The organism is Acinetobacter sp. TY1 (assembly GCF_048551395.1).
GTDB lineage: Bacteria > Pseudomonadota > Gammaproteobacteria > Pseudomonadales > Moraxellaceae > Acinetobacter.
In genome coordinates, this window is sequence record NZ_JBLYZK010000018.1 from 1 (window position 1) to 25,463 (window position 25,463).

At 37.8% G+C, this 25,463-nt stretch carries 20 protein-coding genes and 1 tRNA gene; 5 read left to right on the plus strand and 16 right to left on the minus strand.

Annotated features, from left to right (window positions below; genetic code table 11):
- Positions 1-603 precede the first annotated feature (603 nt).
- From ACK2M2_RS10945 to efp, 9 genes are all read right to left on the minus strand, one after another.
- Positions 604-903 carry a hypothetical protein gene (locus tag ACK2M2_RS10945; RefSeq protein ID WP_419348352.1) on the minus strand — a complete coding sequence of 100 codons (300 nt, stop codon included), beginning with the start codon at positions 901-903 and terminating at the stop codon, positions 604-606.
- A gap of 130 nt (positions 904-1,033) precedes the next feature.
- Positions 1,034-1,354 (minus strand): hypothetical protein, encoded by a 321-nt coding sequence (locus tag ACK2M2_RS10950; RefSeq protein ID WP_419348355.1) that lies wholly within the window; start codon positions 1,352-1,354, stop codon positions 1,034-1,036.
- A gap of 142 nt (positions 1,355-1,496) precedes the next feature.
- A tRNA-Val gene (locus tag ACK2M2_RS10955) sits at positions 1,497-1,573 on the minus strand.
- Positions 1,574-1,598: 25 nt separating this feature from the next.
- A complete protein-coding gene (locus ACK2M2_RS10960; RefSeq protein WP_419348449.1) occupies positions 1,599-3,656 on the minus strand; it encodes a transglutaminaseTgpA domain-containing protein in 2,058 nt (685 codons plus the stop codon).
- 91 nt (positions 3,657-3,747) lie between these two features.
- Complete coding sequence (locus ACK2M2_RS10965) at positions 3,748-4,653, minus strand: DUF58 domain-containing protein (protein WP_419348451.1); 906 nt, start codon at positions 4,651-4,653, stop codon at positions 3,748-3,750.
- A gap of 10 nt (positions 4,654-4,663) precedes the next feature.
- A complete protein-coding gene (locus ACK2M2_RS10970) occupies positions 4,664-5,623 on the minus strand; it encodes an AAA family ATPase (protein WP_419348357.1) in 960 nt (319 codons plus the stop codon).
- Between the two features lie 173 nt (positions 5,624-5,796).
- The gene (locus tag ACK2M2_RS10975) at positions 5,797-6,099 is read right to left on the minus strand and encodes a YbdD/YjiX family protein (RefSeq protein WP_409511018.1); all 303 of its coding nucleotides are present in this window, start codon (positions 6,097-6,099) and stop codon (positions 5,797-5,799) included.
- A gap of 18 nt (positions 6,100-6,117) precedes the next feature.
- Positions 6,118-8,220 carry a carbon starvation CstA family protein gene (locus tag ACK2M2_RS10980; protein WP_419348361.1) on the minus strand — a complete coding sequence of 701 codons (2,103 nt, stop codon included), beginning with the start codon at positions 8,218-8,220 and terminating at the stop codon, positions 6,118-6,120.
- 272 nt (positions 8,221-8,492) lie between these two features.
- Positions 8,493-9,062 (minus strand): elongation factor P, encoded by a 570-nt coding sequence (gene efp, locus ACK2M2_RS10985; RefSeq protein ID WP_409511016.1) that lies wholly within the window; start codon positions 9,060-9,062, stop codon positions 8,493-8,495.
- A 285-nt stretch (positions 9,063-9,347) separates the two neighbouring features.
- On the opposite strand from efp, the gene epmB reads away from it, so the two are divergent.
- From epmB to ACK2M2_RS11000, 3 genes are read left to right on the plus strand one after another with little or no spacing between them, the layout of a single operon-like run.
- Entirely contained in the window at positions 9,348-10,364 is a 1,017-nt protein-coding gene (epmB, locus tag ACK2M2_RS10990; RefSeq protein ID WP_419348365.1) for an EF-P beta-lysylation protein EpmB, read from the plus strand.
- Positions 10,365-10,383: 19 nt separating this feature from the next.
- Positions 10,384-12,135, plus strand: coding sequence for a GTPase (locus ACK2M2_RS10995; protein WP_419348368.1), 1,752 nt, complete (start codon positions 10,384-10,386; stop codon positions 12,133-12,135).
- Entirely contained in the window at positions 12,117-14,285 is a 2,169-nt protein-coding gene (locus ACK2M2_RS11000) for an EAL domain-containing protein (protein WP_419348371.1), read from the plus strand. Before ACK2M2_RS10995 ends, ACK2M2_RS11000 begins: the two co-directional genes overlap by 19 nt.
- Before the next feature lie 131 nt (positions 14,286-14,416).
- Here the strand turns inward: ACK2M2_RS11000 and rpmE are convergent, their stop codons facing one another.
- The 4 genes from rpmE to ACK2M2_RS11020 form a co-directional block, all read right to left on the minus strand.
- Complete coding sequence (gene rpmE, locus ACK2M2_RS11005) at positions 14,417-14,644, minus strand: 50S ribosomal protein L31 (protein WP_409511012.1); 228 nt, start codon at positions 14,642-14,644, stop codon at positions 14,417-14,419.
- 218 nt (positions 14,645-14,862) lie between these two features.
- Positions 14,863-15,864: a bile acid:sodium symporter family protein gene (locus tag ACK2M2_RS11010; protein ID WP_409511011.1), complete on the minus strand. Its 1,002-nt coding sequence runs from the start codon at positions 15,862-15,864 to the stop codon at positions 14,863-14,865.
- A 174-nt stretch (positions 15,865-16,038) separates the two neighbouring features.
- On the minus strand, positions 16,039-16,440 hold the full coding sequence (gloA, locus tag ACK2M2_RS11015; RefSeq protein WP_409511010.1) for a lactoylglutathione lyase: 402 nt from the start codon (positions 16,438-16,440) through the stop codon (positions 16,039-16,041).
- Entirely contained in the window at positions 16,440-18,638 is a 2,199-nt protein-coding gene (locus tag ACK2M2_RS11020) for an AmpG family muropeptide MFS transporter (RefSeq protein WP_409511009.1), read from the minus strand. The genes gloA and ACK2M2_RS11020 overlap by 1 nt, the downstream gene beginning before the upstream one ends.
- 181 nt (positions 18,639-18,819) lie before the next feature.
- Between ACK2M2_RS11020 and ACK2M2_RS11025 the strand changes: the two genes are divergently transcribed.
- Positions 18,820-21,444, plus strand: a complete 2,625-nt coding sequence (locus tag ACK2M2_RS11025; RefSeq protein ID WP_419348375.1) for an AAA family ATPase — start codon at positions 18,820-18,822, stop codon at positions 21,442-21,444.
- A gap of 185 nt (positions 21,445-21,629) precedes the next feature.
- Here the strand turns inward: ACK2M2_RS11025 and grxD are convergent, their stop codons facing one another.
- A complete protein-coding gene (gene grxD, locus ACK2M2_RS11030; RefSeq protein WP_409511007.1) occupies positions 21,630-21,971 on the minus strand; it encodes a Grx4 family monothiol glutaredoxin in 342 nt (113 codons plus the stop codon).
- 165 nt (positions 21,972-22,136) lie between these two features.
- Between grxD and ACK2M2_RS11035 the strand changes: the two genes are divergently transcribed.
- Positions 22,137-23,348 carry an aspartate aminotransferase family protein gene (locus ACK2M2_RS11035; RefSeq protein WP_419348377.1) on the plus strand — a complete coding sequence of 404 codons (1,212 nt, stop codon included), beginning with the start codon at positions 22,137-22,139 and terminating at the stop codon, positions 23,346-23,348.
- A gap of 71 nt (positions 23,349-23,419) precedes the next feature.
- Here ACK2M2_RS11035 and ACK2M2_RS11040 read toward each other — a convergent pair whose 3' ends face one another.
- Positions 23,420-24,352, minus strand: coding sequence for a LysR family transcriptional regulator (locus ACK2M2_RS11040; RefSeq protein ID WP_409511005.1), 933 nt, complete (start codon positions 24,350-24,352; stop codon positions 23,420-23,422).
- Between the two features lie 94 nt (positions 24,353-24,446).
- Positions 24,447-25,304: a peptidoglycan DD-metalloendopeptidase family protein gene (locus tag ACK2M2_RS11045; RefSeq protein ID WP_419348379.1), complete on the minus strand. Its 858-nt coding sequence runs from the start codon at positions 25,302-25,304 to the stop codon at positions 24,447-24,449.
- Between the last annotated feature and the right edge of the window lie 159 nt (positions 25,305-25,463).

Here is a 25,463-nt window from a genome sequence, read left to right on the forward strand (position 1 = left end):
ACCAAATCAAATGGCCGAAGACTTTTATAAGTTGGCTGCCTAGAATCTCCCAAGGGAAAGTCTCCTGATAATTCAGCGTATATCAGAACAACTCATAGGCAATATTTCGGAGTCAATCATGTAATAACATTATGGTTAATCACTATTATTTTAAGTGTATTACTATATCCATTAATACTAAAATTTTCTGAATTTAAACATAAAAATAAGCAAATTCCTTTTCTTAAATATTTATAGTTAAATCGAAATTTAGTACGCTAATGCTTATGTATGATAACTTCAGCATAGAATATTGTGCGCTTAGGCTCACAATATTTTAAGAATTTTGCCAATATGTGGTTAAAAAAAAGCTTTCTATACTATGAAACATCAGGAACATGATGTTCTGACAAAGATAATAAGATAAAGTACACGGAGTGTCAGGTATTAGTACGGAAAAGCCCAACAGGATGTTGGGCTTTTTTTATTTCCAAAAATTTCTACATATAAATAATTTGACTACACACCTCGTGATAAAAGTTCATAATTTTTGAATTTTATGACCTCAACCCCTAACCTTTCATTGATCTGTTTCAGTGGATTTTAGTAATACACAATTTCATTCTAATAAAAAACTTTAGCTACTTTTTCGACATTACTAAAACCACCTGCATTTTGTGGTCCCACGCCAATCAATTGTGGTGGTATGTGATGCCCTGCAAGTTGATCATCACGACTGGCAATTTTTGTATTGTAAAATTCATCTTTAGCTGCAACTTCTGCCAGTGGAATAACTTTAACACCATCTTTCATCCCACCAGGTGTGTAAATTAATAGATTCTTAAAGTTCTCTGCCCCTTTTGAATTTTCAAGAGAGTCTTCTAAATCCTGAACATCATCCTGAGTTTGTAGTGCATTAGTCATATGTAAAATAAAACCTGCATGTGCCCCATTTTTATAATTACTAAGACGGAATAGCGTTGTAACTTCGTTTAGTAAAATGGTATTAATACTACTTAGATAATTAGGTACACCATAAACTTCTTAACAAACTTCAAAAGTCGTGAACCGAGCACTCAACTAAATCGCCATAATAACGATCAAGCCATTTAATATGGTTTTTAATATAATTTTTGGATTTGGTAAATTGCCCGACTTTTTCGTAATATAAATTAAAAAGTTCACTCAGACTACATTTGGGCTTATCTAAGTCTTTTAATTCTTTTTCATATTTAAGTTGCAGTTCCATGAGGCGTTTGTAAGCCGATTGAGTGCATTCTTTTATCGTGTCACGAGTTGCAGATGAGCGTTTCCCATTAATCATAATCTCAATGTAATAAGCTTCACCGCGTTTTCTAGGTTTTGGTATTTTCATGACGTAAATTAGTTTCGATAATTACTCAATTTCGCATGTTTCCGAAACTACCGAAACTATAGCACATATTATTATAGGCATAAAAAATGGCTCTAAGCCATTGTTTTTGCTTAGAACCCTTGCTATTTCTAGCTTTGAATTTTGGTAGGTATAAGCAGACTCGAACTGCTGACCTCTACGATGTCAACGTAGCGCTCTAACCAACTGAGCTATACACCTGAAGTGCTGAGAATAGTATTCATTTTCATAGCACATGACAAGCCTTTTTATTATTTTTTAATTCAGATGCACATTGTTTAAGCAAAACATCCAACTGTTTTAAAAGCATTTTATCTTCCTGCTTCATATATACAATTTTTTGATAAATCTGATTTGCCTCTAAGAATGATGTTTGAATATCAGCATACTCAGATAAGCGAAACATCCATTGCTCAAATGTTTCAGATGTTTGTTTATAAAATGGCTCATCTAAATGCTTCGAAAAACGATACAGAATTCGATCTACTGCTGAAATGGCTAAATATTGTCGAATTTGAACAACTATAAAATAGAGTCCTCCTAGCCCCAACAAACCAAGCATTAACACTAAAGCAAATGAATAACTTGATATTAAACCTAGTTTTGCCATCCAACTAGTCTGCTTTTCAGCGTCATAACCAACTACTTTACTTTGCCACTGATAACTAGCGTAATCACTCCATACACGTAGCGTTTTTAAAGCATTAAATTGCTGATATTTCCATATACTCGTTGAATTGTCACCAAATACAGATTGATCATTTTGCATAAAATCTTGCATACCCTGATCAATTCGGTTCGGTGCAATGATAAAAGTCGGATCTATTCTTTGCCATTTTCCATCCAACTGAACTTCCGTCCATGCATGTGCATCCATTTGTCGAATTTCCCAACTCTGACCATCAGGGGCAAATTGCCCCCCTTGATAACCCACTACTACACGTGCAGGAATACCAACATAGCGCATCAACATGGTAAAACTCGAAGCATAATGCTCACAAAAACCCTGACGACTTTGAAATAAAAACCCATCCACTCTGTTCTGCGCCAATGTTCCAGGCGTGAGCGTATAAGAGAAATGATTCTGTTTATACCAAGCCAAAACATGCTGAACATACTGCTTTGGTTGATGTTGTGCCGTATTCCAAAGATGCATAGCAAGCTGCTGTGACTTTGGATCATAGTGTTGTTGAAAGCGTGTACTTCTTTGATTTAAAAATGTATTTGAGGATACATCACTCTCGACAGGAAGTTGCTTACCAACCCACTGTAGTTGAATCGGTTGTGTACGTTGCACAGCACGTGTTGGAATAATTGCACCATCTAGATTGACCTGAAAACCACGTTGACTGGGAATAGACGCCTCAAGCCCCATCACCCAATGCGTTTGGTTATCTGCCGCAAGATATTGATAATTAAAAGTCTGTTTAATGGTAGATGTCGTTTCAGGCGTAATATTGACTACACTTTGATTACTTGGATGACTTGTCCAAGTCTGACCATCATATTGATCAAGCACCATTGCCCGCCAATATAAATCTTGTCGGGGCGGTAATTTCTTTAAATCACCCATCACTCGAAACGCAAGCGCAGAAGATTGCGAAAGCTCCGCAATATCGCCCGGTGACATACGATCACTGATTCCTGTTACACCTTGCTGACTACTCACAGGAATTTGCCATAATGGCGGCAAGCGTGGAAAAAACATGAAAAGTAGAACAAAAAAAGGAACCGCAAGTCCTATCACTTTTAGTACATGCACTGTATCTGTTTTTAAGGAGGCCTGCGTTTGACCGCTCTGAACATAATGCCCCGTTTGCAGTTGATATAAACCAACCAAACTTCCTAATAAACTACACAGTACCATCATCGCCATCAACACCGATTGGCTGTGCAAGAAAAGACTAGCACTAACAAATAATGCAAAATTAAACAACACGATATAGTCCCGTGATTGTTTTGTTTCGAGCGCTTTGCCATATAAAAATGTTGCGAGTGCTGCTGTGCCTGCTTCAACACCCACAAAAGTACCATAATTCAGCCAAATCACCATTAAAGCGAATAGCGTCAAAATGACTTTAATCCCCTGCTGGATTCTATTTTTAGTTTGATTTGATAATGTTTTTTGAATGTGAAATGGCTGAATTGAATTTTTATAGTTCCATAGCAAATTGATCCACATACATGCAAAAATCACACTCAATGCTATGGGGAAATACGCTAATTCAGCAATCCAAATAATCGCAAGTGTTAACAATACACTTAGACGTGTAAGTCTTGTAATTGGTGTACTTGGAGGCTTTTGCTGCACATAATTTTGTTGTTTCTGATCTTGTTGACTAGGCTGTACTGAGCGCCATTTAAAAATATTCATATCACGCCTTTGCCAACATTAATTGTGCATTGAAAAATTGTATTTCCCCATGCCCAACAACTAACTGTTGTGTTGGTAATTTCATGCTATACAACATATTTTCAGCTTCACAACGGTCCACCATACCCATCATTAAACTTAAACGCTCTTCGTGTGATGTCGATGGCATCTGTGCATAATCAATTTCTACTATTTTTGCATCAAATTGATCTTCAAATTGTTTAATATATAAGCCCTGCCCTCGTGCAGCCTGCTTCCAAGACACCGCTTGTAAAGAATCACCTTCTCTGAATGCTCTTAATTCCCGAAATTCATCAAGATCAGGTTCACCACTACTCGAAGCTTGTGAATTTTCCTTCTGAGAATCCATAGCTTTTGGTGCAATCCAAATCTCTCCCTGAAAATAACAATACGTCCATGCACGAACTAACCCCAAAGGATAAGTCGAAAATATTTGGATTTCAGGAACAACAAACCACCCTCGTTCAGTTGGCTGAAAAATTAGTTCCACTTGCTGATTAAGTTGTTGTAATAAAACAGGCTCCACCTGATTTGCATAGCGAATTTGTAAATATTTAGGGCTCAACGTTGCCTGCTTAAAAGATAATCGTAGCGTTAAAGCGTCACCTGATCGTCCAATTTTAGGTGCAATCACCTCAATACTTAAAGCATGCAGTTGTTTAAATGTCACGTAAAAACTGATACATAAAATTGCACTCATCAAAAAGCAAAAACCTAAAATCAAGTTATTTGCATAGTTAATTCCTGCAATGAATGTAATGAGAATCAAGACTAAATAAAGGAAGCCTTGTTTATAAATAAATACTAAAACATCATTTTGGCGTAAAGTTTTTACGCCATGGTATTGGAAACGCTGACTGAGCCATTGTCGAAACTTCATCCGCATTGACATGACACTATCCTTTCGCTTCAACCTGCTGCATCAATAAACGTGTTTCCGCTTCGCCTAGTCCAATCCGATGAGATGCCACCGCAACAAAAACAGCTTGGACATCATCAAGAGTCACAAAACTACGTTTACTAATCAGGGCATGTGCTTGAGCTGCCAATTTCAGTGCTAGCACACCACGCGTAGACAAACCATGTCGTCCTTTCCGTGTTTCTTCTGTTAAATCAAGTAAATACTCAAGTACAGCATCACTTAAATAAATCTGACGCACCCATTGTTGTAATTGTAAAATATCTTCACTCTTAAACACTGCTTGCAACGTATTGATCATTTTTTGACGAGCATCTTGTTGTAAGAGTTGTTTTTCTGCCGAGCGAGATGGATAACTTAAAGATAAGCGCATCAAAAAGCGATCAAGTTGTGATTCAGGCAAGGCATATGTACCACTTTGAAACAGTGGATTTTGTGTCGCAATCACCCAAAATGGTTTGGGTAATTCATAACGTGTACCATCGACGGTGACATTGCCTTCTTCCATCGCTTCAAGCAAAGCACTTTGGGTTTTTGGACTACTGCGGTTGATTTCATCAGCCAATAAAATTTGAGTAAAAATAGGACCTTGTTTAAAATCAAATTGATGTTCTTTTTGATTAAACATATTGATGCCAATCACATCACTTGCAAGCATGTCATTGGTAAATTGAATCCGCTGAAACTGCAAGCCTGCGAGGTGTGACAAACTGCTTGCCAACGTGGTTTTCCCTAAACCAGGTAAATCTTCAAAAAGTAAATGTCCACCTGCAAGCAAGCTACATAAAGCAAGTTGCGTCTGCTCAGGCTTATCTAAAATGATTTGATTGATCTGGCTTAAGAAGGCATCAATTTGAGGATAAAATGGTGTCAGTACATCATCAGCAAGTAATGTGACTTCTTCATTTTGTTGTTGTTTTTTCAATCCCCAAATCATAATCTATTTTTCCTAATCTAATTGATGATGCTCGGTTCAACATACACGGTTTTAACAAATACTCAAAGATTAATCATTCGTCTAATTTTATGCCTAACTAATGCATCAAATTCAGAATATAAAAAAACGGCACCGAAGAGCCGTTTTTTACTTTTTAATATCTTATCTAAACATCAACACGGACACTTCTTCAAAGTTCCACCTGCTGTTGGATAACGAGCATCGACACAATAACGATGAAAGGTTTTTTCGTCCATTGGCTCTAAGTCAGGATGATTTTTTTGCATATGTTCCACATAAGTTTGATAATCAGGAACCCCAACCATCAATCTGAAACTTTGCTGTAAACGTGTCCATAAAGTCGCAATTCGTGACCAATTTTTTGGAGAAAAGATTAAATCCTTCTGCGCCATCACGGTCATTTTAATGATTTTATAAATCACTGTTTTACCATTTTTTGCAAATTTTAGATTCATATCACTCACCTTCTCATCTTAATGTTTCGCTGACGTCACGATGGTTTCTGAAGGATCAACATATATCGCTTCGCTTTCATTTACGCTTGGTTCAGGATTTGCCAATGCACGGCGAATCACTCCAATTGCAGCAATAATCATAATAATCGCAACGATCATAAAAAATGCACACAGCGCAGCGTTGATCTGATTTGAGAATACAATCGTTTGCATTTCTTCAAGCGTTTTGGCAGGTTTTAAAATTTCACCCTTCGCAATTGCAGCCTTGAACTTATCTGCTTGTGCCAAGAAACCAATTTTAGGATTGGAATGGAAAATCTTTTGCCAACCTGCTGTCATACAGGTAATGATTAAGAATACTGTTGGGACAATGGTAACCCAAACATATTTTTCTTTCTTCATCTTAAACAAAATTACTGTACCGAGTGTCAATGCCATTGCTGCCAACATTTGGTTACCAATACCAAATAACGGCCATAAGCTGTTAATACCACCGAGTGGATCGACCACACCTTGATAAACGAAGAAGCCCCAACCTGCAACTGCGATACCTGTACCAATTAAATTCCCCACAAAGTTATGTGAGTTTTTTAGAGCAGGAACTACAATACCCACTGTATCTTGAACCATAAAACGACAAGCACGTGTGCCTGCATCTACAGCAGTTAAAATAAACAGTGCTTCAAACAGAATAGCAAAGTGATACCAAAATGCCATCATTGAACGGTTGTTGAAAATCTCGGTAATGATATGTGCCATACCAATTGCAAATGTAGGTGCACCACCTGTACGAGATAAAATGGTATTTTCACCCACTTCCTTTGCTAACAAACTCAGTGCTTCAGGTGTAACGACAAAACCTAACGTACGTACCGCTTCAGCAGCCGACTCAACGGTTGTACCTAAAACTGCCGCAGGTGAGTTAATCGCGAAATAAATACCCGGCTCAAGAACTGTTGCGCAAATCATTGCCATAATTGCAACGAATGATTCCATCAACATACCACCATAACCAATCACACGAATATTAACTTCGTTATCGATCAGTTTTGGTGTTGTACCTGATGAAACAAGTGCGTGGAATCCTGAAATTGCACCACAAGCAATCGTAATAAATAGGAATGGAAACATAGAACCTGCAAACACAGGACCCGTACCATCAATAAAATGTGTTGTCGCAGGCATTTTCAACATCGGCATTGCTACCAAAATGCCAATTGCTAGACCAACAATCACACCAATTTTTAAGAATGTTGATAAATAATCGCGCGGTGCAAGCAATAACCAAACAGGTAAAACTGAAGCAACAAAGCCATAAATGATCAGCGCCCAAGTCAGTTGCGTACCTGTTAGAGTAAAGAATGGTCCCCAATAGGCATGTTGAGCAACATCACCACCATATATAATGGCAGCCATCATCAAGACAAAACCAATAATGGAAACTTCAGCAATTTTACCGGGACGGATATAACGCATATATACGCCCATGAACAGTGCAATTGGAATAGTCGCCGCAATTGTGAACACACCCCATGGACTATTGGTCAATGCTTTTACGACCACTAACGCAAGTACAGCAAGGATAATAATCATTACCCCTAATGCACCGAGCATTACGATCACACCTGCAAATGAACCCAATTCTTGTTTTGCCATTTCACCGAGCGAACGTCCATCACGGCGAGTCGAAATAAACAGAACCAAGAAATCTTGAACAGCACCTGCTAATACCACACCGACGAGAAGCCAAATCGTACCGGGCAAATAACCCATTTGTGCAGCTAGAATAGGACCCACCAATGGACCCGCTCCTGCAATGGCTGCAAAATGATGTCCAAAAAGAACATGCTTATTGGTGGGCACATAATCCAAACCGTCAGCAAGTCGATGCGCAGGCGTTAAACGTCGTGCATCAAGTTCAAAAACTTTTGTCGCAATAAATAAGCTGTAAAATCGGTAGGCTATGCTATACACACACACAGCAGCAAGCACGAGCCAAACAGCATTGACATGCTCACCACGACTGACAGCTAGTATCCCAAAAGATACGGCTCCGATAATAGCAACAATCACCCAAATCAATTTTGATAAGGGTGATGATTTTTTTTCTGTATTTTCCATGCAGACCTCACATCCTGATTACAAAAGCAGTTCCATTGTTTTTATAAAGCGCAATGCATTTTCGTGTGACACTTTTCTGTTGACTCTACTCCTCATCTTTTTATTTTCATCTACGACTTTGGCATAACATTATTTTAAACTTATATGACGAATATGACATAAATTTAGCATTAGTCATACTCATCATTTTTTGATTCTTATACTTTTCTATCATTCAATAAAAAAAGGGATGATTTTCATCATCCCTTCAATCATAGATCATTTATACGTAATTATGCACGTTCTAAATAATCACCTGTACGTGTATCCACACGTACACTTTCTTCTTGCTGTACAAACAATGGAACACGTACAACTGCACCTGTTTCAAGTTTAGCTGGCTTACCGCCACCGCCTGAAGTATCCCCGCGTACGCCTGGATCAGTTTCAACAATCTTCAATACCACGAAGTTTGGCGGGCTCACTGACAATGGAACACCATTGAACAGCATAATTGTACATTTTTCATTTGAATCGTCTTTTAACCATTTTGCAGCATCGCCCATTGCAACTTTGTCTGCAGTGATTTGTTCAAATGTTACAGGATCCATAAAGTTCCACAATTCACCATCGTTATAAAGATATTCCATCTCTACATCTACGATGTCTGCGCTTTCTAGTGTTTCATTTGATTTAAACGTTTTTTCTAAAACTTTACCTGACTTTAGGTTACGTAATTTTACACGGTTAAAGGCTTGACCTTTCCCTGGCTTAACGTATTCATTTTCCATGATTGAACATGGGTTACCATCAAGCATTACTTTAAGACCTTGCTTAAAGTCATTCGTAGAATAATTGGCCATTCAGGCACACTCCAAACTTACTATATTAATCAACACATGCAAAATAGGTATTGGCAAAGTATTCAGACAACGAACATTTGCAATGTCACCTAAACATGCATTTTACATATTTTGGATGTATTCTAAATGAGCAACCTATGTCAGGGCAACGAAAAAATATTCCTGTCCAAGCAGTTTGGGGGTAAAATCTTCAATTCACTTTCATTTCAATTGGTGTTGCACATCTATAGTGCAAAGTTGAAACAACTCCAAACCGATTAATTAATTATTTTATTCAAACGTGGCATGACAAACTTTATATACCAAGAGCAAAATTGGCAATCGCAAATGAGCGATTTAATCACCTCTCCGACTGAACTGCTCGAACTCTTAAATCTTTCTGAACAAGATTTACTTTCGGGAGCATTGCTCGCTTCTGAACAATTCAAATTACGTGTCCCTCGTGCTTTTGTCAGTAAAATGCAAATTGGTAATCCTCTCGATCCCTTATTATTGCAAGTTTTACCACACCATCTCGAATTAGAAGAACATATCGAATTTATCACAGACCCTCTAGGTGAGGAACAAGCTAATCAACTTCCTGGCGTACTGCACAAATATCAATCTCGCTTTTTACTCACCTTAACAGGTGCCTGTGCCATTCATTGCCGATACTGTTTCCGTCGTCACTTTCCTTATCAAGAAAATCTTCCTAAAAATGATGACTGGCTTAATATTCGTGATTACCTTCTAAGCAAACCACATATTAATGAAGTGATATTGAGTGGTGGTGATCCACTGACATTATCCAACCGAAAGCTCGCTTTATGGCTTGAACGCCTAGAATCTCTCAATCAAATTCAAATTTTGCGTATTCATTCACGAGTTCCTGTGACTATCTCAGAACGTCTCGATGAAGCGCTTGTTTCCTTATTGAAAAACAGTAGGCTACGGATTATTCTAGTGGTACACTCAAATCATCCTGCTGAATTGGATGATTTGACTTGTCGCAGACTAGCTAATCTTGTTCAACAGGATATTTTGGTTTTAAATCAATCCGTTTTGCTCAAAGGCGTCAATGACTCTGCCGAAATATTAGCTGAATTGAGCCATAGATTATTTCAAGCGAGAGTCATGCCGTACTATTTACATGTTTTAGACAAAGTAAAAGGTGCTCAACATTTTGATTTGGAAGCAAATAAAATTGATCAAATTTACACTGAGGTTTTAGCGACTTTACCAGGCTATTTGGTTCCTAAGCTTGTCCGAGAAATTGCGGGAGAACAAAATAAAACCCCGTTGTATGGAGTAACAATCTTTTAAATTTAAGAGTTAAAACATAATGATAAATAAAGAAACTTCTGAAATTTTCCAATCTACTACGGTTCTCAGTCGTGATCAGTTGAGCTTTGCTGAGCCAACTGTACAAGCACTGAGTCAATGGGTTTCAAAACTCTCAATTATGCAGTTGGGCGATACCTCAGAAGCCATTATGACTGCGGTTCATGAAATATCTACATTACGCTGTGATGAAACCCTGCGCTTTGATCTCATTCAGGTCTTACACCCATTTATTGAAAATGTTTTGCTTAGCTTAGAAAAACATTTTAATAATCAAGGACTTTTTCACTCAGATCGCAATGAACATATTATTGAATTGACCATTCGCTTGCGCATTTACTTCACCAATATCTATGTTGATATTGTACATCGTAGCCATCATCAGCTCTTAAACCAAAAATTTTCGCTGTTCAAGTTTAATGAGCGAAAAAATCTAAAAACAGCACGTACGCTTGCCACCTATTATGCTCTTGAGCAAATTTGTTTACTGCTCGTTCAGCAACAAATGTTATATAGCTCTGCATTATCAAATCAATGGTATACAACACACAACCTGTATGAAATGGCGATTAAAAATGAAGAATACCTAATTAATATTAATCAATTACAAGGTACGCATCATGTTGTTCAAAATATACAACAAGCCTATGCGCAAGTCTTATTACTCGATATTTTTAATACTCATCAAATTCGTCCAAGTGAAATTCAAGCGTTATATGAATGTAGTTTTGATTGGTCAAAAATGATTCAAGTACTCCCAAGAGAATCATCTATCTCTCGTTATATTGTCGATACCACTAAAGACCATCCACCAGTATATAACCGCAGACAACACGAAAGTTTTCAACCTAATTTATATATTTCGACACAAAGCCTACTCGAACATATCAACATCACTATTCAAAGAGACAATGAATATTTGTCCAAAAATGAGCAGATGTATTTATCGACTGCACTCAAATTTCATGTACAAAATGTTTTAGGCAGTACGCCTGAGCGTCAACATGAACGTTATGAGTATTCTGCTCAGTTACGTGTATGTTTTGGTTTACAAACGGCGCATTTTTATTTATCTAAAGCGAAAAATTTTGCTGAAACATTACAACTTAAAAATAATTACGCATTTCAATCAGAGTCCAATGTGCAATCAAGCATTGCCAATAATAATGATTCTAGTGCACCTAAATTGATAAAAACCCTAGACCGTGAAGCCAAGCAGATCCATCAAATTCCTGTCTTAGACATCAGTATTCATGGCTATCGTATTCGTTGGGCAAATGAAGCACCAAAAAGCTTACGTACAGGTGAGTTTTTATTAGTCAATGAAAATTCACAAAATAAATGGAAAGGCGCAACTGTTCGTTGGATCAAACAATCCATCAATAAAACATATGAAGTTGGTATTGAAATATTGGCACAGGATATTTTCCCATGTGCTGTCAAAGTCTCTACTGACCACTCAAATGTCAATTATCACCCTGCATTGTTGATTCAGACACAAGAACTCGATCAGGTAGTCAATTCTATACTTCTACCCAATCTCCCCTTCTTTAAAGAACAGCAAGCCATTCATCTTCGTTTAAATGATCAGGAAATTAAACTTTATCTAATCAAAACTTTACTGATTACTCAAAGTGTTGTTCAATTTGATTTTGAACTTTTGAATGATGAACAAAAAATCCTAATTGATGAATATATTCACCAGCAATCCAATGACCTAAATAATCAAGATGTATGGGAAGCCTTGAAATGAGAAATTTATTATTATCTAAGAAACTCAAACTGTCTGAAACTAGACTGTTAATCATTGATGATAACCAAATCAGATATAATGAAATTCTTAATATATTTCAAAGTAAAAATCATCCCGTCCATGCCATTTTGCTTGATGACCTCAGTAGCTTTGAAAAACAATTGCATACCTGTTGGGATTTGGTCATTTTTGGTCAGGCTTATGATTTAAAACTTGAACAAGCGATTACCCTCATTCATGCATCGTCCCAAATTGATATTCCAGTACTATTACTCAAACCACAAGACTATAAGCCTGAGCATTATCAAACCCTAATTCATAAAGGTGTTTACGACATTGTCAATATTGCTCACCCTGAACGTGTTTATATCAGTACTATACGTGCACTATCATATAGCCGAACATTACAAGCACAAAAAAACTTACTCTGCGATTTAGATACAGCAAAGACGCAAGCACAAGCATTGGTTCAAGAGCAAAAGAAAGCTGTAGCTACTCTTGAAGAAGGTATGCATTCACAAGCCAATGAGGAATATTTAAAATTATTTGGTATCGGATCCGAAGATGACATTCTCGGCTTACCGATTCTTGATGTATTAAAACCCAAGAATCTCAATGATTTCAAAACTCGTTTCAAAAAATTTACGCAAGGGCAAACAGAACTTAGTCGTTTTGAAATTACTACACAAAATGAACAAGCACTGTCTGAAAATCCACTTACAATAGAGTTTTTACCAGGTGAAGATGGTACGGTACAAATTGCAATAGAAACTGCAAATACTGCACCAATCGCTCAACCAAGTGTAGCATCAGCGCCAACAAATAATGCAGACGATACCTTCCATTTGATTCAACGTCATTTGATTCAACAACCTGCTACAGCCAATGCACTAATTATTTTTAGTTTTTCTAAATGTGATGACGAAATATTACATTTAAATTGGGCTGATACCAAAGCATATTTGTCTCAACTCAAAGCATTTATTAAAGAGCAAACTGGACAACGTGTTTTTAAAATTAATACCGTTCTTCACGCAATTATCATGCAAGCAGAATCTGCCACAGCACTTGAGTCTAAAGTTTCCGCACTCAACTCTTTAGAAAAACAGCAATTACTCAATATTAATAATCGTACATTCCCTTTACAACTCAAACTTGGTTTTAGCCCTATTCAACTAGAAACATTTAGCGAAGCGAATTTTGAAGGCTTATTGGCGAAGGCTTATGATACGTCTTTACCAAAACGTGAATCTGCATCAGACTTACAACTGGAAGCGACACTACAAGAAACCACAATTGAGCTGATTTCAAACGAAGAACTCTCAGTACCTAATGTACAACCGCTCAATACACCAATCATTCAACCTACGCTCAATATTGAACCTGTACAACGTGAGTCACCAATCTTAAAAGAAATTCAACAGAAGTTAGAAAAAGGTGAAATCCATCTGAAGTATCAGCAACTGTATGATAAACAAGATACAAACTTATATACTTATGAAGTCACTAGTGGTTTCATTTATGAAAACAATTGGAAAAAAACCTGTAGTTTAGTCGAATTAGATGATGATGTTGAATTGTCAATTAAACTTGATCGTTGGATTATGGTCGAAGCATGTAAACAATTACATAATTTTATTACGCAATATCCTGATGCTAAACTCATCATCAACTTGAATCGACATATTTTATTTCAAGATAAGCAATTCCCTGAATTAGTAGCAAAACTCATCACCATTGTGGGTAGTAAATTATCATATCCTCTCATTCTACAGTTTGATGAAGAAGATATTGCCAAAAGTCCAATTGAAGCACAAAAGCAATTTAATATATTACGTGAACATGGTGCAGAAATTGCTATACGTAACTTCGGTTCAACAATTTCAACTGAAGCTATTGTAAAACAAACAGATTTAGCACTACTGTCATTAGATGAAAAATATACGGACATGTTGGCTGATGAAAAATCATTAGCAGAACTACAAAATATGATTCAACATTACACAATGATAAAACCATTGGTATTTTTACTCAAAAATCTGAATGATATGAATGCTTTTGCTAATGCTTGGAATGTCGATGTACGCTTTATTCAAGGTGATTATTTCCAAAAGAGAATGGATCATTTAACCGATGTACAAGATCAGTAATTAAAGTATTTTCCACATTAAAAAACCAAGTTTCGACTTGGTTTTTTTACACATGATAATCGTAAATTGTTTCTACACTTATTTTAGGCATAAAAAAACGGGCAGATGCCCGTTTTTTTTGCTTTCGCAGATTAGTCGCGTTTGATAGAACGTGACATACCAGCAAAACGTTGTTTGAACTTGTCGATACGACCGCCAGTGTCAACATTCTTCTGTTTACCAGTATAGAATGGGTGACAAGCTGAACATACGTCAAGATAAAGCGTTTCTTTACCAAGAGCAGAACGAGTTTCGATTACGTTACCACATGAACAAGTCGCAACTAAAGTTTCGTATTTTGGGTGAATATCGGCGCGCATGGACGATTCTCCTAAGTTAAGAAAGGTTTCGCTGTCATCGCAATTGATCACTCTCAAAATGAGGAAATAAGCAGTTTATTTTAAAATAAATTTTTCCAATAAACCCGCAGATCAACACCACAACAGACCATTTCTTTTGAGCCCACCGAGACTATAAGCGTCAGAGCTAAGCACAACAAGTGGGCAACATTATACTTCAAAATAATGTAATAAGCGAATTATTCGGCTTTCAATTCTTCCACAACGTCAACCGACTTTTGATTCGCCCAATAATTGGCGATGATCCCACAGACCATCAGTTGAATTTGGTGAAAAATCATAATCGGCAAAACAATCATGCCAAGAGGTTGCCCTGCAAATAGAATCTGCGCCATCGGTACGCCACTCGCTAAAGTCTTTTTAGAACCGCAAAAAAATACCGCTTTTTGATCAGGTACACTAAAGCCTAACCAACGTGGAATATACCAAGCCAAAAGCATGACAATAGTTAAAAACACTGAACAAACGACTGTAAGAATAAACAAAGTCATCCCACTCACTTGATTCCACAAGCCTGCTACGACAGCACCACTAAATGCTCCATAAACCACCATCAAAATGGTGCCTTGATCAAAGGCTTTCACAATGCTGGGAACTTTTTGCATATATGGAAAAACATAAGGACGTAACACCTGCCCTGCAACAAAAGGCAAAAGCAAGAGTAATGCAATTTGTACGATCGATGAGGTCGCATCATAGTTATGCTGCGTTTGTCCAAAAATAAATAGACTCACCATAATGGGAGTAATAAACATACCGACCAAATTAGAAAATGATGCACTGATCACCGCCGCAGCAACATTACCTTTTGCAACTGAAGTAAAGGCAATGGAGGATTGTACTGTTGATGGCAAGAAGCACATAAACAGAAAGCCCCAATACAACTGTTGTCCAAGTAAAGGTAGCAAAAATGGTTTTGCAAGTAGACCTAAGATTGGAAAAATTAAAAAAGTAAAAGCAAAGACAACGCCATGTAAACGCCAATGCATAATGCCTTGCACAATCGCTTCACGTGAAAGTTTAGCACCATGCAAAAAGAATAAAATCGCAATCGCAATGGTGGTGATCTGACCAAATATGCTTGCACTTTGCCCTTGCACAGGAAAAAATGAAGCTAAAGCAACCATGACGATAAGTAGTATCGTAAAACGATCCAATGCTAATATTTTTAATATATTCATATTCAACATCCTGTCAGTGATAAAAAATCTATGCTGAACTTTTCAAATACATATAAAAAAGCTCAGTAAAATGATTTTTACCTAAAGATAAATAACCATCTTACCGAGCTTACTTGATTAAGTCATATTATGAGGAAAATGTTCATTATTTATTTTAAACATTCCACGTTTAACTTAATTGTTTCTCGCATCTTGATCTTGCTGAATCAACTCGATTTTATAACCATCTGGGTCTTCAACAAATGCAATAACCGTCACACCACCTTTCATTGGTCCTGCTTCACGAACAACATTACCACCACGTGCTTTTATGTCTTCACACGCTTTGTAAGCATCATCAACAGCTATCGCGATATGACCATAGGCATTACCCAACTCATAACTACTTGTGTCCCAATTATGCGTTAACTCAAGTACCGTATTATTTTCTTCATCGCCATAGCCAACAAAAGCAAGAGTAAAACGCCCTTCTTCATAGTCACGTTTACGTAATAAAGTCATACCGAGAACTTCAGTATAGAACGCCAAAGACTGTTCTAAATTGCCTACACGTAGCATGGTATGTAACATGCGCATTATGATTCACCTTTTTCATTTTGAATGGTTTTTTGATGTTCACCTAATAGTTTTCCAACCCAGACCACAAGAATTAAAATTGGAATACCAATTAAAGTCGTCATCAAAAAGAATTTTGGATATCCAATATTGCTGACAATTGTACCTGAATATCCACCTAAAATTTTAGGAGTTAAAGTCATGAGCGAACTAAAAATGGCGTACTGAACTGCAGTAAATGACACGCTTGTCAAGCTTGAAAGGAAAGCAATAAATGCGGCTCCCGCCAAACCTGAAGCCAAATTATCGACAATAATTGCAAAGTATAGCCAAGCGGAACTATATTTCTCAATAACCTTACCTTTCAGTTCAACCATGTCAACTGATGCTGTATTTGAGTTTATATTAACCACCGCAATAGGTTCAATATTAACATTTAACTGTGGTTCAACATCACTTATCAGATAACCATGTGTAACAGCAACCAAGGGCTCTGACTGAACAAAATTCAAACGTGCTTCAATACTTTTACTTTCTGATTTTTGCAAAGCATCCGCATCAACAATCGCAGTAAACATCCCTGTTTTATCAAGTTTGGTATTAAATGTTTGACCATCAAGGCTGACAAGTACAGGTTGATCTACATTTAAATCGGTATCTTTCACACCTAGAATTTGCCCTTTGACTACCACACTTTGCTTCAGCTCTTGTGTAGTTAATTTGCTATCACCTGTTATAGGTAAAAGTTGAATCTGTGCATGACCGTTTTCAACCAAATAGGGTGCTTGAACTTCAATCTGCTCTGACTGATCGGCAAATTGTGCTTTGACTGAAATGTGCTGATTTTCTGAAAGAAGCTGAGCAGGTACAGCAACTTTCCACGCACCTACTTCATCAGGCTGTGCTGTAAACTGTTGTGAACCGACTTGAATATCGACAGGTGCTAAAGGCTGTCCCGATTTGACCAAACCAATAAAAATCAGATTGGTTGAGCTTGCCAACACTGCGCCAATAAACATCAATTTCATAATGTTCATGCGTTGTGCAAGTAAGCCTCCTAAAAATCCACCAACAAGACTGAAAATTACACCGTAAATTTTAACGGCTTCAGCAATTTGTTCTTTGGTAAAATTTAAATCTTGATAAAACACATTGGAAATTACCCCAGCAATAATGTCTGAAATACGATAGAAACCTATCAATAGTAATAAAACTAGAGCAAGTTTCACTCCATAGCGTTTAAAGAAATCTGCAATTGGGCTGACCCAAGTGTCATAGGCCATCTGCTTATTTACGGCACCTGCCTGCACCAATCCATAGCCTGCAAAAAATGCTATTGCACCTGAGCCAATAAAACGCACAGCCTCTAAAGCAAAGAGTAAAAAGCTATCTTTGATTTCAAATTGTTTTGCCAAAGCTTCCGTTAAACTACCTGAAAAAATATAACTTGTAACAAAACTCACCACTGCAACAAAAAAGACAGCAACCAAGCGATAATAATCAGTATTTTTATAATGCTTATCGACACGATTAATTTGTGCTTCACGAATGCTCAGTGTGGTTATAATACCTACTACCATGACACCTGCCATCGCTAAGTAAGTATATTTCCATGCATCATAAATATAATTGCCTTTTGATGTTCCAAGCGATGCGGCAAGAAAAAGTGCGCCCGCACCTGCAACAATCATCCCGATACGATAGCCTGCGTTGTAGGTCGAAGCCAATACGGTTTGCATTTCCGTTTCAGCCAATTCAATACGATAAGCATCAATCACGATATCTTGCGTTGCCGCTGAAAAACCAAGTAATACAGCACCGACTGCCATTTGATACAAATAGCTCTGCCCAAGTGACGGATCTGAAAAAGCCATAATCGAAATTGCACAAATAATCAAAATTTGTGCAATGAGAAGCCAAGCTCTACGCCGTCCCAATTTTTTGGTTAGATAAGGCACAGGAATTTCATCAATCAATGGTGCCCAAACAAATTTAAAGGAATATCCCAAAGCTGCCCAACTGAAAAAAGTTACTGCACTTTTTTCAATACCGGCTTCACCAAGCCATAAAGATAGGCTTGAAAAGATCAATAAAATGGGTATCCCGGCTGAAAAACCAAGAAATAACATAATGAGAGCACGGCGATCCATAAATGCCATAAAGGCGGACTTCCACCCCGATGGTGGTGACGCATTTTGTGCTGAGTTTTGCGTAGACATACGTTTATTGTTTTCTGCAAAAAGAAATATCGCTATTCAACCGCTTAATCACATTAGTTTCAATGGTTTTTATGCTACTGCATTGCTGAAATCCAGATATTTGATTTGAATCTGCTTGATATTTACGCCCAATACTGTATACCTTTAAACTTTCAACCTTTAGCAGTTTTGGATTTCACCTGTGACCCAGAAACATGATCAAATGAGCTCAACCCCTGTTTCAAATACGACGATTACAACGACAGCACTCCAAAGTCCAAATTTACTTCCAACTGCTTTTGACCAGACGGATATACAACAAACCTTAATGCAGACTGCACTAAAACCAGAACAACTGACGCACCTGTTAAATTTACCTCGTGTTCCAAGTTCAACTAAACGAATTAAACCACTGAATAATTTTTTAGGTCAAGATCGTGCTAAAGCTTCAGTAGAAGCTGGTATTGCCTTGCCTTATTCAGGCTACAATATTTTTGCTGTCGGAACAGCCGGACTTGGTAAACGCACTATGATCAAGCGTTTACTTCAACAACATGCCAAGTCTATGCCGACGCCTGACGATTGGGTATATGTCAATAATTTTAAAAATGCTCGCCAACCCATTACTCTACGCTTTCCCGCAGGTCAAGGTAGTAAATTTGCAACATTACTACATCAAACATGGCAAACCATTTTAAAACAGCTTGAACGACGCTTTAGTGCGGAAACCTATCACAATCAAATTGAACGTATTCGCCAAATCACTGGTAATGAACAACAACATGCTTTGGCTGAATTGACTCGTGAAGGCGAAGAGTTTGATCTTAAACTGATCAATCGCCATGATGAGCATGTGTTTATTCCCACGCATTATAAAGATGACAAAATGCAGGAAATGTCGCAAGAAGACATGAATGCATTGACCAGTAAAGAGCGCACCGAAATTGCAGCCAATATCCGCTATATGGATAAAAAGCTCGAACGTCTAGGTTTACAATTAGGCGATTTAGAGGATGATGCACGAGATCAAGTTTCGGAACTGAATCGAGATATTGGTAAACAAGTCATTATTCCTCGTATGGAAGCCATTTTAAATAAATTTGATACTGATGGCTTAGAGCTATATCTCAAACAGTATGCACAAGATATTATTGATAATGTTGAAAATGTGATTGATAGTGAAAGTGATGAATTTGCACCTGCATTATTCAACAGCGTACCTTCACGCTATCAAGCCAATGTCGTCATTAGCAATAAACCTAATGCTGGTGCACCTGTTATTTTTGAAGATTTCCCGACACATTACAACTTGTTGGGTCATGTTGAACAATTGACGCAAAATGGTACGATTACCACCGATTTCACCCTAATTCGTCCGGGTGTATTGCATCAAGCCAATGGTGGTTTTTTAATGCTTGAAGCAGAACAACTGCTTGAGCAACCGTATGCTTGGCAAGGGTTAAAACGTGCGCTTAAATCGGGGCAATTAAAATTATCATCTCTTGAGCACATGATCACGCTCACAGGCAGCATTTCAATTGAGCCTGCGTCTATTCCACTGAATGTAAAAGTGGTTTTATTGGCTGAACCTGAAGTTTATTATGAAATTTTAGAGGTTGAACCTGAACTCGGTAGCGTGTTTAAAATCCGTGCTGATTTTACAGATACCTTACAACGCAATGAAGAAAATGAACAAGCTTATATGCAGCTCATTGCCGATTATGTTCAACAAGACAAACTGTTGCCTTTTGACCGTTCTGCCCTGTCTGCACTACTTACCGATTCTAGTCGTCAAGCTGAAGATCAAAGTTCATTGTCATTACATGCTTTGACTTTGGGTGATCTGATTCGTGAATCACATCACCATGCACTGCAATCTGATGAAAAAATGGTGACAGCGCAGCATATCAATACTGCATTGAAACATCGTCAATATCGTCTAGGTTATTTACGTGAATTGTATTGGCAAGATTTATCTCGTGGCACACAACTTATTGAAACACGTGGGCATCGTTTAGGTCAGATCAACGCACTTTCGGTTATTCAATATGCCGATGTCGAGTTTGGTCTACCTTCACGCTTAACCGCTTCAGTTTATCAAGGTGGTGGCGATATTCTCGATATTGAGCGCAGTGTTGAACTTGGTGGTTCTTTACATGCCAAAGGCGTGTTGCTCATGTCGAGCTTTCTCAAAGCACATTTTGGTCGTGAGCAAATTCTGCACTTCTCAGCCGCGCTTGCTTTCGAGCAAAGCTATGGTCAGGTTGATGGTGATAGTGCAACGGTCGCTGAACTATCTGCGCTTATTTCGGCAATCAGTCAACTACCGATTGATCAATCTTGGGCGATTACAGGTTCAATGAACCAACTTGGTCAAGTTCAACCCATTGGTGGAGTGAATGCTAAAATTGAAGGCTTCTTTGATGCATGTAAATTGCAAGGTTTGACTGGTAAACAAGGCGTTATTATTCCTCGTCAAAACATGCAACATTTGATGCTCCGCCAAGATGTCATTGAAGCTGTGGCTGATGGTCAATTCCACATTCATGCGATTGATACCATTGATCAAGCTTTTGAAATTTTAATGGCACGCCCTGTTGGTAAGCTCGACAAGAAAGGTCGTTATACCAAAGGTTCTATCTATTCAGTGGTTATGGCACAACTCGAATATTGGCAAGCGCTTGAAGATGGTTTAGACATCAGCATAAAATCGAAGAAGAAAAAGAAAAAAAAGAAACAGAAAAAAAATAAAAAGATTGAAAAAATAGAAGTACCGATCATCTGTGAAACACCTCAAGATGCGGTGGCTGAAGCTTTGGTAGATTAAAGTAGTCGATTCATGATGTTACCTTGAACCATTTTAAAAACAGCGTTGAATTTTTCAGCGCTGTTTTTATATGTCGTATTGGGCTTATTTTTGATCTTCATTTTGAATTTTTTAAGCTATTTCTACATTTTTATTACACATAAAAAAAGCACCATAAGGTGCTTTTTGAACATCAGAAGGTTAAATTAAGCTTCTGGTGCTGCGCTGTATTGCTCAACCAATGGCTTTAATTCACCATTTTGGAACATTTCAAGCATGATATCGCTACCACCGATTAATTCACCATTGATCCACAATTGTGGAAATGTTGGCCAATTTGCAATTTGTGGCAAAAGTGCACGAATATCTTGATTTTCCAAAATATTTACATAAGCAAAAGGACGACCAATTTGGCTAAGTGCTTCGACTGCACGTGCAGAGAAACCACATTGTGGAAATTGTGGTGTGCCTTTCATATAAAGAAGTACAGCATGTTTAGCAATCTGATCGCGAATTAACGCTTCTGTATCACGTGCTTGTTCAGTCATTGATAAATCCTCAACTCATTCTGCGTGCATTATACCTAAATCCACCATAAAGAGTACGCCAAGATGATTATTTCCAATTTAATTTACATTTGGGCTTTAAATCTGTACCGTATTTTGCTTATATAAACTTCCCCCTATTTCCTTCCTAACAGATAAGAGTTAGTCATGAATAACATTACCCTCGCTCCGGTACAACCTGATCAACCATCGCATTTAATGCCGGTATTTAGCCGCCAACCGATCAGCTTTGTCCGAGGCAGCGGTTCTTATCTTTACACTGAAGATGACACTGAATATTTAGATGCACTTACAGGAATTGCTGTATGTGGTCTAGGGCATGCACATCCTGTGATCGCTCAAGCCATTGCAGAACAAGCGGCAACACTCATTCATACAAGCAATATTTACGAAGTAAATTGGCAAACAGCTGCAGCACAAAAACTTGCTGAAGTTTCAGGTATGGAAGAAATTTTCTTCTCAAACAGTGGTGCAGAATCAAATGAAGGTGCAATTAAAATTGCCCGTAAATTTGGTCATTTACAAGGTGTAGCAAGTCCTAAAATCATTGTTGCTGACCGTTCTTTCCATGGTCGTACAATGGCAACATTGTCTGCAACAGGAAATAAAAAAGTTCAAGAAGGTTTTGGTCCATTGGTCGAAGGCTTTATTCGTGTACCTTTTGGTGACATCGAGGCGATTGAAGAAGCAGCCATCAACCATCCTGACATCGTGGCAATTTTAGTTGAGCCAATCCAAGGTGAAGGTGGTGTGAATACCGCACCTCAAGGATTTAGCTACTTAGAAGAAATTCGTCATATTTGTAATCAACATAATTGGTTAATGATGCTTGATGAAGTTCAAACTGGTAATGGTCGTACAGGAAAATATTTTGCTTATCAGCACACCAATATTATTCCTGATGTGATGACCACTGCTAAAGGTTTAGGTAATGGCTTTCCTATTGGTGCAGTAATGACTCAAGGTCGTGGTGTTGGTGTATTAACCGCAGGTAATCATGGCTCAACATATAGCGGTACTCACCTAGGTTCACGCGTTGTTTACACTGTGCTTGATCTGATTCAAAAAGAAAATATTGTTGAAAATGCTGCCGAAATTGGTACATATTTAGTCGATCAATTCCGCATGCAACTTACTGATCTCAATGTGATTGTCCGTGGCTTCGGTATGATGATTGGTATCGAATTACCGAAAGACTGTGGCGACTTAGTCAATATTGCACGTGATGAACATAAACTGATTATTAATGTTACTTCTGGCAATGTCGTGCGTTTGCTTCCTGCACTCAATATGACACATGAACAAGCAGATGATTTGTTACAACGTCTTGTTCCTGCAATTAAAAACTACTTGGCTTAATCAATTATATCGTTTTCCTTCAGATGTAAAAAAGCCGCTTAACAAGCGGCTTTTTTATTCAATCGATCTTTTTAAGATGCTTCTTGGTATATTCTGCCACCAGGTAATTGGCAAAAATATTGTTTTAATGCATCAAGGCAACGATGAATTTTCATCGGTTGCTGTTCACGTTTTAGCATCATAGCATTGAGTGTAAATGTCGGGAGTTTCCATTCCGGTAACACTTCAACCAATGTTCCATTGATGAGTTCTTTTTGTACATCCAAATAAAGAATGCGTGCAATGCCATGACCGTTTTGACACAGTGATTTTGCAACAAAGACATTATTGGTTTGTACACGATTCTTCATTTCAAGATAAACAACTTCACCCGTTGCACCATGCTGAAATGAAAAATGTTGATAGTTCTTCATAATATTGATTGGAATCAAATCATGATTTTGCAAATCTTCTGGGCGCGAAATTGGCGATGTTTGGTTTAAATAACTTGGTGATGCAACCAAAACCTGATCAACACGGGCTAATGGTACACTGCTAACATTATTTGACTCATCGACTTTCGAACACATACGAATTGCTATATCAATTCGTTCTTGAATCAGATCAATAAAATGATTGTCTGCTTCAAAGTGAACCATCAGGCCACGGTGTGCAGACATCCAATGGGATAGTGCAGGAACAACATGAGTTGCTCCTAGCTCTGGCGTTGTGGCAATACGTAAATCACCGACTAAATCGTCTCTCAACTCATTTAAACGGATTTTTCCACGTTCTGCTGCGGCTAACATTTCCTGACAACTGTGAAAAAAGGCTTGTCCTGCTTCAGTCAAACTGAGTTTTCGTGTAGAACGGTGCAGAAGTGTAACTTCCATCTCATTTTCCAACGAACGAACTTGCTGACTGACAGCACTCGTAGTAATACCCAAATCACGGGCTGCACCACTAAAAGAACTTTTTTCAACAACGCAGGCAAATACGCCCATTGCTCGAAGTTGATCTAACATAAATTTCCCTCTGAAATCATGCGCTGCTTCACATTTTTTTATCTAGCAACTCATTGTATTATACGAAGAAATCTACACATTGCATTAAATATCTTTAATTAATCGGTAAAATATTTGCAGGGTTAATTGGCTTGCCATCTAAACGAACTTGAAACTCCAACATCGTTTGTGTTGTACCACTCGAACCCATCTCTGCGATCTTCTGACCAGCAACAACATTGTCACCACTTTTCACCAACATCTTACTGTTATGCGCATAGGCAGTAATGTAACCATCTATGTGTTTAATGAGTACTAAATTGCCATATTCTTTCAAACCATCTGCGGCATACACCACTTGTCCATTGGCGGCTGCTACAATCGGATCACCGACATTGCCACCGAAGCGAATACCCTTAACATTTTTTGTTAAATTAAAGTTTTCAAGCACTCGCCCAGTTGAAGGTTTAACCCAACGTAAATTGGTTACACTCACGACAGGCGCAGGTTGAGTTACCGAATTATTTTTAATGGTATTATTTGGTGTAGTCTGTACTGTTTGCTGTTGTGGCGTAGGTGTTTTATTTGGTGCAGGAATACTAATGGTCTGACGTTGAATTTGAGGTTCATTGCTGCTCAATGCCTGCGTCGTAGAACGATTATCACGATAATTGCCTGATTTTTTCAAACGCAGCGATTGATTGACATAAATACGATAAGGCTCAGCAATATCATTCATATTGGCAATACTTAAATAATCTAAACCATAACGGGCAGCAATCGCACTTAAGGTATCTCCCGAACGAACGGTATAATATTCGGGTGCATTGGCATAACGGACAGGATTATTGATTTGTGGCTTTGAAGCACAGCCTGTAATCAATACAGTTGAAGTCAAAGCAGCCGATAAAAAAATGGTCTTAACCCATACCTGTGGTTTAGATAAAAACTGCTGTGATCCTGCCATAAACATCGACGTCCCTCTCCTAGTTTAAGTTTTAAAATTTAAATACAGCTATAAATGCAATTAAGAGTAGCAAAAAATGCTCAAAATACGGCGTACAACCCCGTATTTTCACAAACTTATAACATAAGGTAGCATCAATCATTCAGTGCTTTTGTGACTGATCGT

Bases quoted from the DNA above. Each gene is read 5' to 3' on its own strand.
- ACK2M2_RS10965 (WP_419348451.1), bottom strand. From the start codon at position 4,653: ATGCGGATGAAGTTTCGACAATGGCTCAGTCAGCGTTTCCAATACCAT.
- ACK2M2_RS10945 (WP_419348352.1), bottom strand. From the start codon at position 903: ATGACTAATGCACTACAAACTCAGGATGATGTTCAGGATTTAGAAGAC.
- ACK2M2_RS10970 (WP_419348357.1), bottom strand. From the start codon at position 5,623: ATGATTTGGGGATTGAAAAAACAACAACAAAATGAAGAAGTCACATTA.
- ACK2M2_RS10995 (WP_419348368.1), top strand. From the start codon at position 10,384: ATGATAAATAAAGAAACTTCTGAAATTTTCCAATCTACTACGGTTCTC.
- ACK2M2_RS10975 (WP_409511018.1), bottom strand. From the start codon at position 6,099: ATGAATCTAAAATTTGCAAAAAATGGTAAAACAGTGATTTATAAAATC.
- ACK2M2_RS11000 (WP_419348371.1), top strand. From the start codon at position 12,117: ATGGGAAGCCTTGAAATGAGAAATTTATTATTATCTAAGAAACTCAAA.
- grxD (WP_409511007.1), bottom strand. From the start codon at position 21,971: ATGACTGAACAAGCACGTGATACAGAAGCGTTAATTCGCGATCAGATT.
- ACK2M2_RS11035 (WP_419348377.1), top strand. From the start codon at position 22,137: ATGAATAACATTACCCTCGCTCCGGTACAACCTGATCAACCATCGCAT.
- ACK2M2_RS11020 (WP_409511009.1), bottom strand. From the start codon at position 18,638: ATGTCTACGCAAAACTCAGCACAAAATGCGTCACCACCATCGGGGTGG.
- ACK2M2_RS11040 (WP_409511005.1), bottom strand. From the start codon at position 24,352: ATGTTAGATCAACTTCGAGCAATGGGCGTATTTGCCTGCGTTGTTGAA.
- ACK2M2_RS11010 (WP_409511011.1), bottom strand. From the start codon at position 15,864: ATGAATATATTAAAAATATTAGCATTGGATCGTTTTACGATACTACTT.
- ACK2M2_RS10980 (WP_419348361.1), bottom strand. From the start codon at position 8,220: ATGGAAAATACAGAAAAAAAATCATCACCCTTATCAAAATTGATTTGG.
- epmB (WP_419348365.1), top strand. From the start codon at position 9,348: ATGACAAACTTTATATACCAAGAGCAAAATTGGCAATCGCAAATGAGC.
- ACK2M2_RS10950 (WP_419348355.1), bottom strand. From the start codon at position 1,354: ATGAAAATACCAAAACCTAGAAAACGCGGTGAAGCTTATTACATTGAG.
- rpmE (WP_409511012.1), bottom strand. From the start codon at position 14,644: ATGCGCGCCGATATTCACCCAAAATACGAAACTTTAGTTGCGACTTGT.
- ACK2M2_RS11045 (WP_419348379.1), bottom strand. From the start codon at position 25,304: ATGTTTATGGCAGGATCACAGCAGTTTTTATCTAAACCACAGGTATGG.
- gloA (WP_409511010.1), bottom strand. From the start codon at position 16,440: ATGCGCATGTTACATACCATGCTACGTGTAGGCAATTTAGAACAGTCT.
- efp (WP_409511016.1), bottom strand. From the start codon at position 9,062: ATGGCCAATTATTCTACGAATGACTTTAAGCAAGGTCTTAAAGTAATG.